Here is a 15,656-nt window from a genome sequence, read left to right as displayed (position 1 = left end):
TATTTAGTTTGCGACGATATTGACTAATTTGCCTGGTACGGCAATCACTTTACGAATGGTTTTCCCATCGATTTGTTCTTTGATGGAATCATCACCCATCGCGATTTCTTCCAGTTTTTCTTTCGTAGTGTCAGTCGGCACCATTAATTTCGTTTTGACTTTTCCGTTGATTTGGATGACGATTTCGACTTCGTTATCCACTAACTTCGCTTCGTCGAAAGCCGGCCATGTTCCGTACGTGATGCTCTCGGAATGGCCCAGTTTAGACCAAAGTTCCTCGGCGATGTGCGGTGCAACTGGTGCAAGCAGCTTTACGAAGCCTTCGATATACACCTTAGGAAGCGAATCAGCTTTATAAGCATCATTAATGAATACCATCAATTGTGAAATCGCCGTATTGAATTTCAATTCCTCATAGTTCTCAGTCACTTTTTTAACAGTTTGATGATAGACTTTTTCGAGCTTGCCCGTGTCATCCGTCTCTGTCATCTTATCTGTGATCGCACCGTCATCGTTGACTAATAAACGCCAGATACGGTCAAGGAATCTGCGGGAACCGTCCAATCCATTTGTGGACCAGGCAATCGAAGCATCCAATGGTCCCATGAACATTTCGTACATGCGAAGTGTATCGGCACCATGACTTTCAACGATATCATCCGGGTTCACGACATTCCCTTTGGATTTACTCATTTTTTCATTATTCTCGCCAAGGATCATTCCTTGGTTAAATAGGTTTTGGAATGGTTCCTTCGTTGGCACGACACCGATATCGTACAGGAATTTATGCCAGAAACGAGCGTAAAGCAAGTGAAGCACCGCATGCTCAGCGCCGCCAATATAAATGTCGACCGGCATCCATTCTTTTAATTTTTCAGGATCTGCAAGTGCTTCCTTGTTGTCAGGATCGATATAACGAAGGAAGTACCAGCTGCTTCCTGCCCACTGTGGCATCGTGTTTGTCTCACGGCGCCCTTTACGTCCGTTTTCATCCGTTACATTCACCCATTCCGATATGTTCGCAAGTGGTGATTCGCCTGTACCTGAAGGCTTGATGTCCGTAGCTTTCGGTAAAATCAATGGAAGCTCTTCTTCCTTAACTGCAGACATCGTGCCGTCTTCCCAATGGATGATTGGAATCGGTTCACCCCAGTAACGCTGACGGCTGAATAACCAGTCGCGAAGGCGGTATGTTACTTTCTTCGTGCCGATTTCTTTTTCTTCCAGCCATTTGATCATGGTGGAAATGCCTTCTTCTTTATTCAATCCATCAAGGAATTCCGAATTCACATGAAGTCCATCGCCTGTATATGCTTCACTTGTCACATCTCCGCCAGCTACGACTTCCTTGATCGGCAAGTCGAACTTGACTGCAAATTCATAATCACGCTCATCATGGGCAGGAACGGCCATGATCGCTCCTGTTCCGTAGCTGATCAACACGTAATCGGCAATCCAAATCGGCATTTTTTCGCCGTTTACCGGGTTAATGGCATAAGCCCCCGTGAACACGCCTGATTTATCCTTTGCCAAGTCTGTTCTTTCCAAGTCGCTTTTATGTTTCACTTCATCTAAATAGGCTTCAACTGCCGCCCTTTGATCAGCCGTCGTAATTTTATCGACAAAGTGATGTTCAGGTGCCAATACGGCATATGTTGCACCGAATAACGTATCCGGACGAGTCGTGAACACCGTGAATGATTCACCAAAGCCATCGATATTGAATGTAACCTCCGCTCCCTCGGAACGGCCAATCCAGTTACGCTGCATATCCTTGATGTTTTCCGGCCAATCCACATCATTCAGATCGTCGATTAAGCGGTCTGCATACGCCGTGATACGAAGCATCCATTGTTTCATCGGACGGCGCTCAACCGGATGGCCCCCACGCTCACTTTTCCCATCGATGACTTCTTCGTTAGCCAATACCGTGCCAAGTGCCGGACACCAGTTAACGGCCACTTCATCAATATATGCAAGGCCCTTTTCATATAATTTCAAGAAGATCCATTGCGTCCATTTGTAATAGTCGGGATCTGTCGTGTTTATTTCGCGGTCCCAGTCATAAGAAAAACCAAGGGCTTTGATTTGGCGGCGAAACGTGTTGATGTTGTGCTCCGTGAATTCAGCAGGATCATTTCCCGTATCGATCGCATATTGCTCTGCCGGAAGTCCAAAAGCGTCCCAGCCGATCGGATGCAATACATTATATCCCTGCGCCCGTTTCATCCGTGCTAGAATATCGCTTGCGGTATAACCTTCCGGGTGCCCAACATGAAGACCGGCCCCTGAAGGATATGGGAACATATCCAGCGCGTAGAATTTACGTTTGCCGCTTTCTTCACCCGTTTTGAATGTCTTATTGCCTTCCCAATACTTTTGCCATTTCGTTTCTATGCTTCTATGGTCAAAACTCATTTGATTTCCTCCTAATTTCCGTATAAAAAACAATAAAAAACCCCTCATCCCAAAATAGGGACGAGAGGATTATGTATATCTTCCCGCGGTACCACCCACATTGGCGATAGCTAAAATCCGCCCAGCTTAAAACATCCGTAACATGGATTAAAACGCCAGGCATTACTTTTTACCTTCACACCCGGAACTCCAAGGCGAGTTCACGACCATCCCAGGTTGACTTGCACCATCCGTCAACTCTCTTTACTGGTTTAAACCGTTACTATTCCTCATCATAGTCTTTATGAGAATATTTCATTTTATTTCATTCTAGTCAATTTCACCGATAAATGCAATAGCCGTACATAAACATTATCGACAGGTTTTTCATTATATATGCGAATTCAGGAAAATTCGTGCAAAAAAAGGGAGCTATGCATTCATAGCTCCCTTGCTTCCCTTTAATGTCGCAGTAAAATCATTTCATTCCTCAATTCATTCAACTGCTGCTTCATCCGCGAAAGCATTTCTCGTTGCTGGTCATTCGAACTGGCATACAATCGTTCCATATCCGTCAAAGCCTCTTCGATATACCTTTGCGAATTTTGAAATTGTTCATCATCATAATGCTCCTGCCGTGAGGCCTCGTTAAATTCAAACTCTGCAAAATGGAGAGCCCCTTCACATTGCTCTAAAAAATGATCGACGGATTGTCTGGTTGCCATTTCAAACCCTCTCCTTCGCGTCTCATTTGGATGATTCGGAATCATCTTTTCTAGTTTGAGCAAATAACGGGTGAATTATCATTTTTTTTGAGAAATCAACCTTTATCCCAAAACTTCTCACCTTGATGGGAAATGAACTGCTCGATCCATTCGGCAAAGCCCATATGGAGCTTCTCGCCTTCTTCAAAATCATCGATATGGCCTTTTACCATTAAATACTCCTTATCGCCTTTAGCGACGGCTTCCCCATCGATGACGATATTATCTTGATAAATGCAGGCCACTTTATAGCATCCCTCGTAGGAATTTTCATATGTGTAATTTATAATATCATCAAGGCTGTATAAATCATTTTCCCCGCCCGATTCGACATTATCGAACAGACGGCATCCATTGGTTATTTTTAAAAACTCCTTATAATCCTCGGGCAGAAGCAGTCCGGTTTTCTTTTCAAAGGAATGAATTTGTTCATCCGAAGCAGGTGAATTGAAGGTGCAAGTGGCTTTGTATATGAACCCATCTTCATTTACTTCGATCACCTGATTATTTTCGGCTAATTTCTTTTTCATTTGATTAATCGCTTCTTCAACTTGACCGGTCATGTCCATCAGCTCCCGATAGGATATAGTCATTCAAAGATATACTGGAAATAGCAGCAAAATGTTTAGCCTTCAAGTATACAGTATACGCTTTTTTTTCAAAAAAAGACCTAGCTGCGAGAATGTTGTATAATATATGTTGCGATTTATTTTATTTAGGAGGTTGCTGATTTGAATCAAGCAAACCCGTTTATATATGCAACGGATAACAAACGATATCATACATGGAATTACCACCTTAGGGAACATTTTGGTCATAAGGTTTTTAAAGTTGCTCTTGATGGCGGTTTTGACTGTCCGAACCGTGATGGCACCGTCGCACATGGCGGCTGTACCTTCTGCAGTGCCTCAGGCTCTGGTGACTTTGCTGGCAGCAGGGTTGAACCCCTCGACGTCCAGTTTAAGAAGATCAGCGAACGGATGCATCATAAATGGAAAGATGGAAAATATATGGCCTATTTCCAAGCGTTCACGAATACGCATGCACCCGTGGCAGAGCTTCGTGAGAAATATGAAAGTGTATTGACCCAGGAAGGTGTCGTCGGACTCTCGATCGCGACGCGCCCGGATTGCCTTCCAGAAGATGTGGTCGAGTATTTAGCGGAATTGAACGAACGCACTTACCTTTGGGTGGAACTAGGTCTCCAGACGGTCCATGAAAAGACAGCGACGATGATCAACCGTGCCCATGACTTCGATTGCTACAAAGAAGGCGTCGACAAACTGCGCAAACACGGCATCCGCGTATGCTCCCATATCATTAATGGCCTTCCTCAGGAAGATTACGGCATGATGATGGAAACAGCCCGTGAAGTCGCCAAACTCGATGTGCAGGGGATAAAGATCCATTTACTTCATTTATTAAAAGGGACACCGATGGTCAAACAATATGAAAAAGGCCTGCTCGAGTTTCTTGACCGTGACGATTATGTCAGCCTGGTATGTGACCAGCTGGAAATAATCCCTCCAGAAATGATCGTTCACCGCATTACGGGTGACGGTCCGATCGATTTGATGATCGGTCCAATGTGGAGCGTCAATAAATGGGATGTCTTGAATGCCATTGACGCCGAATTGAAACGCCGCAACAGCTGGCAGGGGAAAAATCATCACATGGAGGTACAATCATGAAGCTTGATCGAATTTTGCCATTCGCCAGGATTCTGCTGGAAAAAGCGGTCCACCCCGGGGATATAACTATAGATGGGACGATGGGCAACGGCTTTGATACGGTCTTTCTTGCAGGACTTACAGGTGTAGACGGACATGTCTATAGCTTTGATATTCAGGAAGAAGCGATCCAAACCACAACGGCGAAACTGAACGCCGAGAATTTACAAGAGCGCTGCACCCTCATTCACGATGGGCATGAACATTTAAGCAAATACATCAGGAACGAACATTCCGGAAAGATCACGGGTGCCATTTTCAACCTAGGCTACCTTCCTGGCGGAGACAAATCAATCATCACCCAAGCCGATACGACGATATCAGCCATTGAACAGCTGTTCGAATTGCTGGCGCCTGAAGGCATCATCATCCTCGTCATTTACCATGGTCATCCAGGGGGATCGGCAGAACGGGATGCATTGATGGATTATGTACAGAACTTCCCTCAACAGAAAGCCCATATCCTTAAATACGGGTTCATCAACCAAGCAAACAATCCGCCATTCATTGTCGCGATTGAAAAGAGATGATGACTTTTGACACCGTTCTATACGAACGGTGTTTTTTCAATCCACACTCGCATGCAGCAGAATTACCAATCATAACTTTTTGAATTTTTCGTCTACAATGATTATAATGATAGAAAATAGATAAGAGGGTGCAGAAAATGAAACATTTGCCTACTTCAATACTGACGGATATACTGACTGAAAAAATCAAAAGGAATTCAAGTGAGCAATACGGGAATTTTGTCAGCTCGCTTAACTCGTTGACAGAAAAACAAAAAACCATGGAGGACCTCAAACAATTCGATCATCATTTTGATAAGTTCCTGCCACAGCTCGATTTAATGATTTCCACCCAAAACCATGAAGCAATCATGAATATGAAAGCGACGCTTTTGGACCTATTCGCCAATGATTTGACCTTCAAATCCATTTATCTTCTATCGATCGCATTATCCAATAAAAAAGAACTTACACATTTAAACCAATTTATGTATCCGGTTACTTTCTGGGCACCGGTCATCAAATCGAATGAAATGCTTAAAAACGCAGGCTGAACCAAATAAAAACAAGCCGCCGAGATCTAACTTCGGCAGCTTTTTCATTTATCGTGACAGTATGTACTGATCAAACGACATACCCTAAAATCTTTAAACGGTTTTCAACAAAACTCAGCGCATATTGAAATACATCATCACGCTCTGGTTCATTGAAGATTTCATGATAAAGCTTCGGCCATTCCTTATATTGCTTTTCACTGGCCAAGTTATAATTAAACCACTCACGAACCGCCTTCTTATTCACGATTCGGTCATCTCCGCCCTGCATGACCAAAAGCGGCACATCCTGAAATTCAGGAATCTCTTCAAAAGCATCCTTCATGGCCTGTGCCAACTCGCGATACCAGCGAATCGAAACCTTTGTGATATATAATGTATCGTTTCTATCGGATTCACGAACTTCCGCACTTCTCGTCGCCATTTCAGGTGTCAATCCGGAATCTACCCTGAACATAGGCATCACGAAGTTCAAACCATGCGAGATGGTTGTAAGGAACTTCCGCGGCTTCGTCACGAGGCCCAAGCATGGAGAAGAAAGAATCACCCCTGCAATGTCCCATTCCTCTTCCTGAAGAAGGCGTATCGAAATCAAACCACCCATGCTGTGTCCAAGTAAAAAGACCGGCAACGAATATTCGTAAGCCTCTTCTATCCAGCTTTTCACTTCGTCCAAATACTCATCAAAGGAATCGATATGTCCCCGGTAGGCGCGAGTTGTCATACCCTGCCCTGGAAGGTCGCCCATGACGACATGGTATCCAGCTGAAAGCCACATTTGTGTTACCCACTTATAACGTCCGTGATGTTCCATTGCCCCATGAATGATGACAATGACGCCCTTTGCGTCTCCTTCTGTCTCCCATTTCCACATTCGAAATCCCCCTTTCACTTTTCACTTGTTGTGTACGATCCATGATAGTTAAAATAATATATATAAATTATAACCATATTCGTGATTTTCGACAAAAAAGAAATCTAACAAGTTGTACATTGCTATTATAAATAGCCAAGTGTATTTGCATACGGTATATTAAAATAATACATAAAAACATTCACTTCGGAAAGGAAATGATTGAAAATGATTATTTATCCGTATAAAGGCAAAGAACCTGAAATTGCTGAAAGCGCTTATATTGCTGAAAATGCTGTCGTGACTGGTGATGTCAAAATTGGCGACGAAACATCAATTTGGTTCAATTCCGTCATTCGCGGTGATGTATCCCCAACCATCATCGGGAAAAAAGTCAGTATACAGGATAACAGCGTCCTGCACCAAAGCCCAAATAATCCATTGATCATCGAGGATGAAGTAACCATTGGCCACCAGGTCATTTTACATAGCTGTAAAATCCGTAAAGGAGCTTTGATCGGCATGGGATCGATTGTACTTGATGAAGCCGAAATCGGCGAAGGGGCCTTCATCGGTGCCGGCAGTCTCGTTCCCCAAGGTAAAGTCATTCCACCGAACATGTTGGCATTCGGGCGCCCAGCTAAAGTCATTCGCGAAATCAACGAAGAAGATCGCCAGGATATGGAACGCATCGTACGCGAATACGCCGAAAAAGGACAATACTATAAAACGGCGGAACGAATAAAGTAACTCACGAGCAATTGACTGAAAGTTACGAGTATTGTACTCAAACTCATGAGTAAAAGTTCCAAACTCATTAGTAGTTGACCCAAACAAACTTGTAATCGCCCCTAACTCACGAGTATTGCACGTAATTTGAATTTCTTTGGGATTTCTTGAATTATTCCCGCTGACGGCAAAATTAATCCATAAAAAAGGTGCCCCGCTATTGCGGGACACCTTTTTTTATGGATTACGCTTGTGCTTTTAATGTTTCTGCTTTGTCCGTGCGTTCCCATGGAAGATCGACATCTGTACGGCCAAAGTGTCCGTAGGCAGCTGTTTGTTTGTAGATTGGGCGACGAAGGTCAAGCATTTTGATGATTCCAGCTGGACGAAGGTCGAAGTTAGCGCGAACTAAGTCAACAAGGACTTCTTCGCTAACTGTACCAGTTCCGAAAGTATCAATAGAGATTGATACAGGCTCTGCCACACCGATTGCGTATGCCAATTGAACTTCCGCTTTGTCGGCAAGGCCGGCTGCCACGATGTTTTTCGCAACGTAACGAGCAGCGTATGCAGCAGAACGGTCAACTTTAGTAGCATCCTTACCAGAGAATGCACCGCCGCCGTGACGAGCGTATCCGCCGTAAGTATCAACGATGATTTTACGTCCAGTAAGACCAGCATCACCTTGAGGTCCGCCAATTACGAAACGGCCAGTCGGGTTGATGAAGTACTTAGTTTCAGCATCGATCAATTCAGCTGGAACGACTGCTTTGATCACATGTTCTTTTAGATCGGCTTGAATTTGTTCAAGCGTAATTTCTGCATCGTGCTGTGTAGAGATAACGATCGTATCTACACGTACAGGAAGGTTATTCTCATCATACTCCACAGTTACCTGTGTTTTACCATCAGGGCGTAAGTAAGGAAGAGTTTCATCTTTACGTACTTGAGCCAAGCGGAATGAAAGTTTATGCGCCAATGAAATCGGAAGCGGCATAAGCTCTTCTGTTTCATTACAAGCAAATCCGAACATAAGACCTTGGTCCCCTGCACCGATTGCATCGATTTCTTCCTCTGACATGTTTCCTTCACGAGCTTCCAATGCTTTATCGACACCAGCTGCGATATCGGCAGACTGCTCATCAATGGAACTCAATACGGCACAAGTTTCAGCATCGAAACCGTATTTCGCACGTGTGTAGCCAATTCCTTTAATCGTATCACGAACGATACGCGGAATATCCACGTAAGCGGACGTTGTAATTTCACCGGCAACAAGTACAAGACCTGTTGTTACACTAGTTTCACACGCTACACGTGCATTTGCATCCTTAGCAAGGATAGCATCTAAAATGGAATCTGAAATCTGATCACAAATTTTGTCCGGATGGCCCTCTGTAACAGATTCAGAAGTAAATAGACGTTTCTTTGACATCATATTTCCTCCTTGGAAGTTAGTATGTTGTAGGCATAAGCCTGTTTTTTACGGAACTCGTTTCCCTCATTAGTTTCAACTATAGACACAGAATTACTTATAAAAAACACAAAAACCTTCCCTGGCAAATGAGGAAAGGTTTAAAATTCTGTCTTCTATCCTTTCACTCTTATCGTTCAAGGGTTTTTTACCTTGCTCAGGTTAGCACCATCACCACTATTCCTTGAAGACCTTCGCTTTATTTTCGGCGATCGATCTTGGAGTCAAGTTCAATATGGCAGGTTGCTGGGTTTCAAAGGGCCTGTCCCTCCACCAACTCGGGATAAGAGAATCCGTACAATTTAAGATATTATCGTATCTAGCTGGAATTTGTCAATGCTTTTCTAAAAAGAACATTTCCACTCAGAATGGCGTTCATTTAAAAAAACATGTTGATACAACGTCCTAGAAGGGTTTACAATGCAAAATACGAATAGAAATGTTGTAAATTGCCATTAATAATAAAGTATTGAGCATACGAAAAGGAACGACATCCTGACTTTCCCAATAGACATGTATTGCTTACTTACTTCCTATTAAAATAAAATTTTCTTCATGAAAGTATATGCGATAATCCTGACTCGGTTCCTGCCGGATTAAAATGATTAACGCGACCAACTGAAAATAATCACAAATTAAAAGAAATAGTATAGACTAATTAAATGAATGTGTTATACTAATTGTAATCTAAAAACTTAAACAAAGGAAGGTACCTCATATATGAATTCTGTAGATGTTTCTAATGAGTTACACCAATTATTAACAGGAAACAATGTGCAAACTCAACTTTCAGTTCCTCAATTGGTCGAAAAAGTATTAAGCAGAAGTGAAGGCGTTTTAACATCAACCGGCGCGGTAAAAGCTGAAACTGGCAAATATACTGGTCGATCACCTAAGGATAAATATATCGTGGAAGAAGCATCAGTTAAAGATAAAGTTGATTGGGGTTCAGTGAACCAGCCAATTTCCGAAGATGTGTTCAATAAACTATATAATAAAGTAGTTGACTACCTAAAAGCAAAAGAAGAGATCTTTGTTTTTAAAGGTTTCGCTGGTGCAGACGAATCATCACGTCTTCCAATCCGTGTTGTTAATGAATATGCTTGGCATAACCTTTTCGCCCATACTTTGTTCATCCGTCCAAACGAAGAGGAACTAAGAGGTCACGAAGCAGAATTCACAATCCTTTCTGCACCTAACTTCAAAGCAGACCCAGAAGTGGACGGAACTTCATCCGAAACTTTCATCATCGTTTCATTTGAACGCCGTACAATCCTGATCGGCGGAACGGAATATGCAGGAGAAATGAAAAAATCGATCTTCTCGATCATGAACTACTTACTTCCAGAGGCTGGAATCCTTCCAATGCATTGCTCTGCTAACGTAGGACGTGAAGGGGACGTCGCTTTATTCTTCGGACTGTCCGGTACAGGCAAAACAACTTTATCCGCAGACACTAGTCGTAAACTGATTGGTGATGACGAGCACGGCTGGTCTTCTAACGGTGTATTCAACATCGAAGGCGGCTGCTATGCGAAAACGATTAATCTTTCACGTGAAAAAGAACCACAAATTTTCGATGCGATCCGTTTCGGTGCCGTACTGGAAAATGTTGTTGTTGATCCGGATACACGTGAAGCGAACTATGATGACAGTTCATTGACTGAAAACACTCGTGCTGCTTACCAAATGCAAGCGATCGATAACATCGTGAACCCAAGTATTGCAGGACACCCTAATACAATCATTTTCTTAACAGCTGATGCTTCAGGCGTTCTGCCTCCAATCAGCAAGCTTTCGAAAGAACAGGCAATGTTCCATTTCCTAAGTGGATACACTAGTAAATTGGCTGGTACTGAAAGAGGCGTAACTTCACCGGAAGCTACATTCTCCACTTGCTTCGGTTCACCTTTCTTACCGCTTCCCGCTCAACGCTATGCTGAGATGCTTGGTGATAAAATTGACGAGCACAATGCAAAGGTATACCTTGTCAACACTGGATGGACTGGCGGAGCATACGGAACTGGAAGCCGTATGAAACTTGCTTACACTCGTGCGATGGTACAAGCGGCACTTGAAGGTGAATTAGCGAACATCGAAACGATCAAAGATGAAATCTTCGGTTTGGATATTCCTCTTCATGTTCCTGGGGTTCCAGACGAAGTGCTTCAACCAATCAAGACTTGGGCAGATCCTGCCGCTTATAAACAAGCAGCAACAGCCCTCGCCGCTCAATTCCGTGCAAACTTCAAGAAATTCGGCAGTGTTCCAAGTGAAATCGAAGAACTTGGCGGACCGACAGCTCAATAAATTGTACACAAAAGGACCAAGCTCTTGCTTGGTCCTTTAAGTTTTTCGACAAGAAATGTTTCTTCCCGAAACATGATTTTAAACCAAGACTAGGTTATCCTACATGGTTTTTTTACTGTAATCCTTATTGGATTGAAGATAATTGCGACACTCCTGCCGAATAACTGGCTAGCCAAGCCCCCGCTAGATGCTTTCGGCGAGGAGGCTTGGCGGAAAGGGAGCGGATTTCCGAAACCAACTGGAACGCTTTTACATTCTGAAAGGACCAAGCTCTTGCTTGGTCCTTTTCTTCATTGGTTTAATGCCCGTCCCTCCAGTCAGATCATGATATTCAAAAAGGGCGCTGTCATGGTCAGCGCCCCCTTAATCCTTATTCCATTATCTATGTCTGTCCAAATTTTTAGATGATCGCTTTATTCCTGGCTTTTTTCATGGACATCGTTTTGTATTGATATATATTGCCCAGGTTGGCCACCGGTACATCGGTTTTAGTTGCATCAATGCAATTGCGTGTATCCAAAATCAATTTATTGCTCATGAGATTCGATAGCTTATCATAATCCATCTGTTTAAATTCATCATGGTCAGTCAGGACAAGTATCAAGTCTGCATCATTTACAGCGTCTTCAACTGATACGACTGGCATCTTTCCAGATTGGACATGCGGGTCATGCAAGGCTACATCCATGTTTTCCATCCCCATCAAGATATTGACGACATCAATGGCGGGACTTTCACGAATATCATCTACATTTCCTTTGTATGCAAGACCGAAAACAGCTACTTTTGGCTTCCGGATCCCCTCTAGCATCATCCTTACACAATTAACGATATAATAAGGCATCGATACGTTGGTATCACGGGCCAATTTAATGATTTTCGCATACTCTGGTGACTTTGCAACGACGAAATACGGATCGACCGCTAAACAATGGCCGCCAACTCCTGGTCCTGGTTGGTGTATATTGACTCGAGGGTGTTTGTTTGCCATTGATATGACATCCAAAACATTGATGTCCAGTTCGAAACAGACTTTCGTCAGCTCATTCGCAAGGGCGATATTAACATCCCTGAAAGTGTTTTCCATCAGTTTGGACATTTCAGCCGTTTTCGCATCCGTCTGAATGATCTCCCCCTGAACAAAGGTTTTGTAAACAAGACTTCCTTTATATGAGCATGTTTCCGTGATGCCCCCGACGATACGGTTATTATGAACCAACTCTTCAAGAATCCTTCCAGGTAAAACACGTTCCGGACAATGAACGAGGAAAATGTCCTTTCCGATGGTAAGGCCCGTCCTCTCGATCATCGGTCTAATATGATCATCCATGCTTCTTGGCGCAATCGTCGATTCGATAATGATGACATTCCCTTTTTTGATGAAAGGAAGAATGTTGGAGGTTGCATCCATGACATGAGTTAAATCACAGGATTGATGCATGTCCTTTTTATTTGGAGTAGGCACCGCGATAATGAAAACATCCGCATGTTCCGGGCTTAACGCAGCTCGGAACTTATTGGAAGTAATCACTTCTTCTAATACCTCATCCAATCCAGGTTCTTCGATATGGAGCCTGCCGCTATTCAAATTGGAAATAATCTCAGGATGGATATCCACGCCGACAACATCGACACCGTGTTTCGCAAACATTAAAGATGTTGGAAGTCCTATATAACCAAGTCCGATTGTACAAAGTTTCATATAAACCACTCCTATCTATTTTTCTGCTGCACTCAAATTTGTTAGGCTGTTTGATAGATTTCGATAAAGATTTCCTTCTCTTGTTTCCAATTGTATTTTTGCCGCGCCTTCAGGCAGTTATTGCTCATTTCCGCCCTTTTTTCAGGATGTTTCAATAAGTAATTGACGCCTTCGGCAATTGATTTTGGATCATGTGAATCGACGCACACACCGATTTTTTCCGTATCGACAACCTTTTGAATTTCAGGAAAGCTGCAGGCAACCACAGGCACACCGCTCATCATGTATTCAAACAATTTATTTGAAGATGCGGAGTAGTGATTAAAGCAGACATTATTCAATATCTGAAAACCTAAATATGCATTTTTTGTATAATGAAGCAGCTCGTCGACCGGAACCTTCGGCAGGAACTTCACACGATGCTCCAGATTCATGTCGCTTACTTTTTTCATTAATTCATCCTTGATCCTTCCATCTCCGATAAAAACTACCGTCCCGCCCTCGATCATCGGTACAGCATCAACCAATTGCTCTAACCCTCTTCCCATTTGAACGCCGCCTTGGTATAACAATATCGGTTCATTCTCTGGCAAATCGAGCAGCTCATGCAAATTCACGGCCGTACTTTCCTCAGGATTGGTTGGAATCGGGTAGTTATGGACCACCTTGGGATACAGACCATATAAGTCTTCGTTATACTTAGCTCTCGTATGGTTTTCGGCAATCATTTCATCGACGAATATTAATAGGAATTTCTCCATCATCCCGTAAATTCGGCTATTATATCCCGTTCTACTCGTTTGTACCTCATGCGAGTCATAAATCAATTTTTTTCTTCTCAACCATTTACTGCTAATCGCTCCCTGCATGAGCGTATTCAAGTCATTCGAATGATAAAAATCATATTTCCTTTTCCGGCCATGATAGATCATTTGACCAAAAATGTAGCTCCTTGTTAATAGTGTCGGCAGCTTCGTTTTAGTGATGATAAGGGTGCCCATCGCAAGGAGCGCAAGGGAACCGAACAGTATTGCCGATCCCAACCAACCGTTGATCAAGTTCAAATTCCACAACGTATTCCAGACCAATAAGGCCAATAGAACGATTTCAAACTTCTTTTTCTTTAATTTACCTACGACCCTGAGAATCCTATTAAGCGCCTCCCAGCGGTTATTCACCCTAGTGACAGAGAAACCATTTTGGTGCTTCTCCTTTTTGGGCAAATCCTTGATCTTCCAGTTATGAATGGCAATTAAATCGACTTCATAACCCGCTTCAGTAAGTGCTGTGCATTCTCTTAGAACCCTCGCATCGTTCGTAAAGTGATTCCACACGAACATACATACTTTCTTCGCCATGTTGTCCTCCACTTCCGGATTTTTTCAGCCTGACGCTTCCATCACATTGATGAGACCTTTAATATTTTTAGACCATTGAAAATGTTGTTTAGCATACCGATGGCCGTTTTCTCCCAGTTCTTCACGAAGTGCTGAATCTGAGGCCATGGTCAATATATGCTGACAGATTTCATCAACATTTCTGCTCTCTGCCACCAACCCGCATTTCGCCTCTGAGAGTATCTTCTTGGCCCTGCCGTCCACATCACCGACAATGGGTTTTCCGACACACATATAATCGATGATTTTACCAGGCAGAACCTTATTGAAGACTTCTTTTTCAACCAAGCTCACATAGGCAATATGGGACGTTGAAACTTCATGAAGAGTCACTCTTCGATTCATCGCATTAATCATTTTTATATTAGTCAGCCCTCTAGAGCTTATCTCCTTCTCCACTTCGGATATTCGATATCCATATCCAATCATCGAGAACTCGATTTGTTTATGTTCCCTTAGCTTTTCAGCTACGGCTATCAGTTTTCTCAAGTCCTGAGCCAGTCCGATATTCCCCGCATAAACGACCTTGATTACTTTTTCCGATACGGGTGTAAGCAAATTCCTTAACGTCAGCTCATCCGCAGTAAGCGAATTAGGGATGAATTGGATGGTCTCTTCCTTGACTCCCTTTGCAACGATATAATCCCTGAAACCAGGACTATTGATGATAATAAAATCTGAATGCCGATATAGCTTCCTTTCCAGGAAGAAAGCGATTTTCAAAACCCACTTATTAGTAAATACTCCTACACCTATCAACGATTCCGGCCATAAATCCCTGACATCGGTAATGAGTTTCGCCTTCATCTTTTTCTTGGCGATCAACGCTGCCAATGTTGGGAAGATCGGCGGGGTCGTGGCAAACACATAATCATATTTTTTTTCGAGACGGATGATTGTATAAATGAAAAGCCACATCGCTTCAAGATAATGAAGCAACCGCTTCCCCATATTGCTTGTATACCTCTTCACTTTGTCCGGTTTAATCCTGATGACATCTTCTTCAATGCTGTCTTCATCCCAAAACTTTGTATCTTGATATAAACTTTGATTAGGATAACTCGGCTTCAATGTGATGACCGTTACTTCAAATCCGTTTCTTTTCAAATGGAGATATATATTTTTCATTCTATTTCCCGCACTTCCGATTTCCGGATAAAAGTTTTGCACGATCATCAGGACGCTTTTCATATTCGCCTATCACCTCTATTCTGCTTTGCTTTACTTCCTGCTTTAT

The 15,656-nt window shown here is 42.9% G+C and carries 13 protein-coding genes, 1 riboswitch and 1 other annotated feature; of the genes, 5 read left to right on the top strand and 8 right to left on the bottom strand.

The window, feature by feature from the left end; all coding sequences use genetic code 11:
* Positions 1-3 precede the first annotated feature (3 nt).
* The 3 genes from leuS to BS1321_RS15445 all read right to left on the bottom strand — a co-directional run bounded on the left by leuS (position 4) and on the right by BS1321_RS15445 (position 3,724).
* Positions 4-2,418 (bottom strand): leucine--tRNA ligase, encoded by a 2,415-nt coding sequence (gene leuS / locus BS1321_RS15455; protein WP_063234890.1) that lies wholly within the window; start codon positions 2,416-2,418, stop codon positions 4-6.
* A gap of 53 nt (positions 2,419-2,471) precedes the next feature.
* Positions 2,472-2,703, bottom strand: a binding site (T-box leader).
* A 155-nt stretch (positions 2,704-2,858) separates the two neighbouring features.
* Positions 2,859-3,122, bottom strand: a complete 264-nt coding sequence (locus BS1321_RS15450; protein ID WP_034310579.1) for a DUF2524 family protein — start codon at positions 3,120-3,122, stop codon at positions 2,859-2,861.
* A gap of 95 nt (positions 3,123-3,217) precedes the next feature.
* Positions 3,218-3,724 (bottom strand): SMI1/KNR4 family protein, encoded by a 507-nt coding sequence (locus BS1321_RS15445; RefSeq protein ID WP_063234889.1) that lies wholly within the window; start codon positions 3,722-3,724, stop codon positions 3,218-3,220.
* A 168-nt stretch (positions 3,725-3,892) separates the two neighbouring features.
* Here BS1321_RS15445 and mnmL point away from each other — a divergent pair, with 168 nt between their 5' ends.
* The 3 genes from mnmL (at position 3,893) to BS1321_RS15430 (ending at position 5,954) form a co-directional block, all read left to right on the top strand.
* Positions 3,893-4,852, top strand: coding sequence for a tRNA modification radical SAM protein MnmL/YtqA (gene mnmL, locus BS1321_RS15440; protein ID WP_063234888.1), 960 nt, complete (start codon positions 3,893-3,895; stop codon positions 4,850-4,852).
* Positions 4,849-5,421: a tRNA 5-(aminomethyl)-2-thiouridylate-methyltransferase MnmM gene (gene mnmM / locus BS1321_RS15435; protein WP_063234887.1), complete on the top strand. Its 573-nt coding sequence runs from the start codon at positions 4,849-4,851 to the stop codon at positions 5,419-5,421. The genes mnmL and mnmM overlap by 4 nt, the downstream gene beginning before the upstream one ends.
* 137 nt (positions 5,422-5,558) lie before the next feature.
* Positions 5,559-5,954, top strand: a complete 396-nt coding sequence (locus BS1321_RS15430; protein ID WP_063234886.1) for a hypothetical protein — start codon at positions 5,559-5,561, stop codon at positions 5,952-5,954.
* A 70-nt stretch (positions 5,955-6,024) separates the two neighbouring features.
* Here the strand turns inward: BS1321_RS15430 and BS1321_RS15425 are convergent, their stop codons facing one another.
* Positions 6,025-6,828 (bottom strand): alpha/beta hydrolase, encoded by an 804-nt coding sequence (locus BS1321_RS15425; RefSeq protein WP_063234885.1) that lies wholly within the window; start codon positions 6,826-6,828, stop codon positions 6,025-6,027.
* Between the two features lie 210 nt (positions 6,829-7,038).
* Between BS1321_RS15425 and BS1321_RS15420 the strand changes: the two genes are divergently transcribed.
* Positions 7,039-7,557, top strand: coding sequence for a gamma carbonic anhydrase (locus tag BS1321_RS15420; protein WP_063234974.1), 519 nt, complete (start codon positions 7,039-7,041; stop codon positions 7,555-7,557).
* A 223-nt stretch (positions 7,558-7,780) separates the two neighbouring features.
* Here BS1321_RS15420 and metK read toward each other — a convergent pair whose 3' ends face one another.
* Positions 7,781-8,974 carry a methionine adenosyltransferase gene (gene metK / locus BS1321_RS15415; protein ID WP_063234884.1) on the bottom strand — a complete coding sequence of 398 codons (1,194 nt, stop codon included), beginning with the start codon at positions 8,972-8,974 and terminating at the stop codon, positions 7,781-7,783.
* A 163-nt stretch (positions 8,975-9,137) separates the two neighbouring features.
* A riboswitch (SAM riboswitch) is annotated at positions 9,138-9,300 on the bottom strand.
* A 430-nt stretch (positions 9,301-9,730) separates the two neighbouring features.
* Between metK and pckA the strand changes: the two genes are divergently transcribed.
* The gene (gene pckA, locus BS1321_RS15410) at positions 9,731-11,320 is read left to right on the top strand and encodes a phosphoenolpyruvate carboxykinase (ATP) (RefSeq protein WP_063234883.1); all 1,590 of its coding nucleotides are present in this window, start codon (positions 9,731-9,733) and stop codon (positions 11,318-11,320) included.
* 400 nt (positions 11,321-11,720) lie between these two features.
* Here the strand turns inward: pckA and BS1321_RS15405 are convergent, their stop codons facing one another.
* Genes BS1321_RS15405 through BS1321_RS15395 form a run of 3 tightly spaced genes read right to left on the bottom strand, consistent with a single transcriptional unit; the run spans position 11,721 to position 15,610 of the window.
* Entirely contained in the window at positions 11,721-13,022 is a 1,302-nt protein-coding gene (locus BS1321_RS15405; RefSeq protein WP_063234882.1) for a nucleotide sugar dehydrogenase, read from the bottom strand.
* Between the two features lie 41 nt (positions 13,023-13,063).
* A complete protein-coding gene (locus tag BS1321_RS15400; protein WP_063234881.1) occupies positions 13,064-14,380 on the bottom strand; it encodes a glycosyltransferase in 1,317 nt (438 codons plus the stop codon).
* Positions 14,381-14,404: 24 nt separating this feature from the next.
* A complete protein-coding gene (locus BS1321_RS15395; RefSeq protein WP_063234880.1) occupies positions 14,405-15,610 on the bottom strand; it encodes a glycosyltransferase family 4 protein in 1,206 nt (401 codons plus the stop codon).
* Positions 15,611-15,656 lie beyond the last annotated feature (46 nt).

Origin of the sequence: Peribacillus simplex NBRC 15720 = DSM 1321 (assembly GCF_002243645.1) — a bacterium.
Taxonomy (GTDB): Bacteria; Bacillota; Bacilli; order Bacillales; family DSM-1321; genus Peribacillus; species Peribacillus simplex.
Note: the sequence above shows the minus strand (reverse complement) of the source record. Positions and strands in the feature narration are given on the sequence as shown.

Coding starts and splice junctions, on each gene's coding strand:
- pckA (WP_063234883.1), top strand. CDS start 9,731: ATGAATTCTGTAGATGTTTCTAATGAGTTACACCAATTATTAACAGGA.
- BS1321_RS15395 (WP_063234880.1), bottom strand. CDS start 15,610: ATGAAAAGCGTCCTGATGATCGTGCAAAACTTTTATCCGGAAATCGGA.
- BS1321_RS15430 (WP_063234886.1), top strand. CDS start 5,559: ATGAAACATTTGCCTACTTCAATACTGACGGATATACTGACTGAAAAA.
- metK (WP_063234884.1), bottom strand. CDS start 8,974: ATGATGTCAAAGAAACGTCTATTTACTTCTGAATCTGTTACAGAGGGC.
- BS1321_RS15445 (WP_063234889.1), bottom strand. CDS start 3,724: ATGACCGGTCAAGTTGAAGAAGCGATTAATCAAATGAAAAAGAAATTA.
- BS1321_RS15425 (WP_063234885.1), bottom strand. CDS start 6,828: ATGTGGAAATGGGAGACAGAAGGAGACGCAAAGGGCGTCATTGTCATC.
- leuS (WP_063234890.1), bottom strand. CDS start 2,418: ATGAGTTTTGACCATAGAAGCATAGAAACGAAATGGCAAAAGTATTGG.
- BS1321_RS15450 (WP_034310579.1), bottom strand. CDS start 3,122: ATGGCAACCAGACAATCCGTCGATCATTTTTTAGAGCAATGTGAAGGG.
- BS1321_RS15400 (WP_063234881.1), bottom strand. CDS start 14,380: ATGGCGAAGAAAGTATGTATGTTCGTGTGGAATCACTTTACGAACGAT.
- BS1321_RS15405 (WP_063234882.1), bottom strand. CDS start 13,022: ATGAAACTTTGTACAATCGGACTTGGTTATATAGGACTTCCAACATCT.
- mnmM (WP_063234887.1), top strand. CDS start 4,849: ATGAAGCTTGATCGAATTTTGCCATTCGCCAGGATTCTGCTGGAAAAA.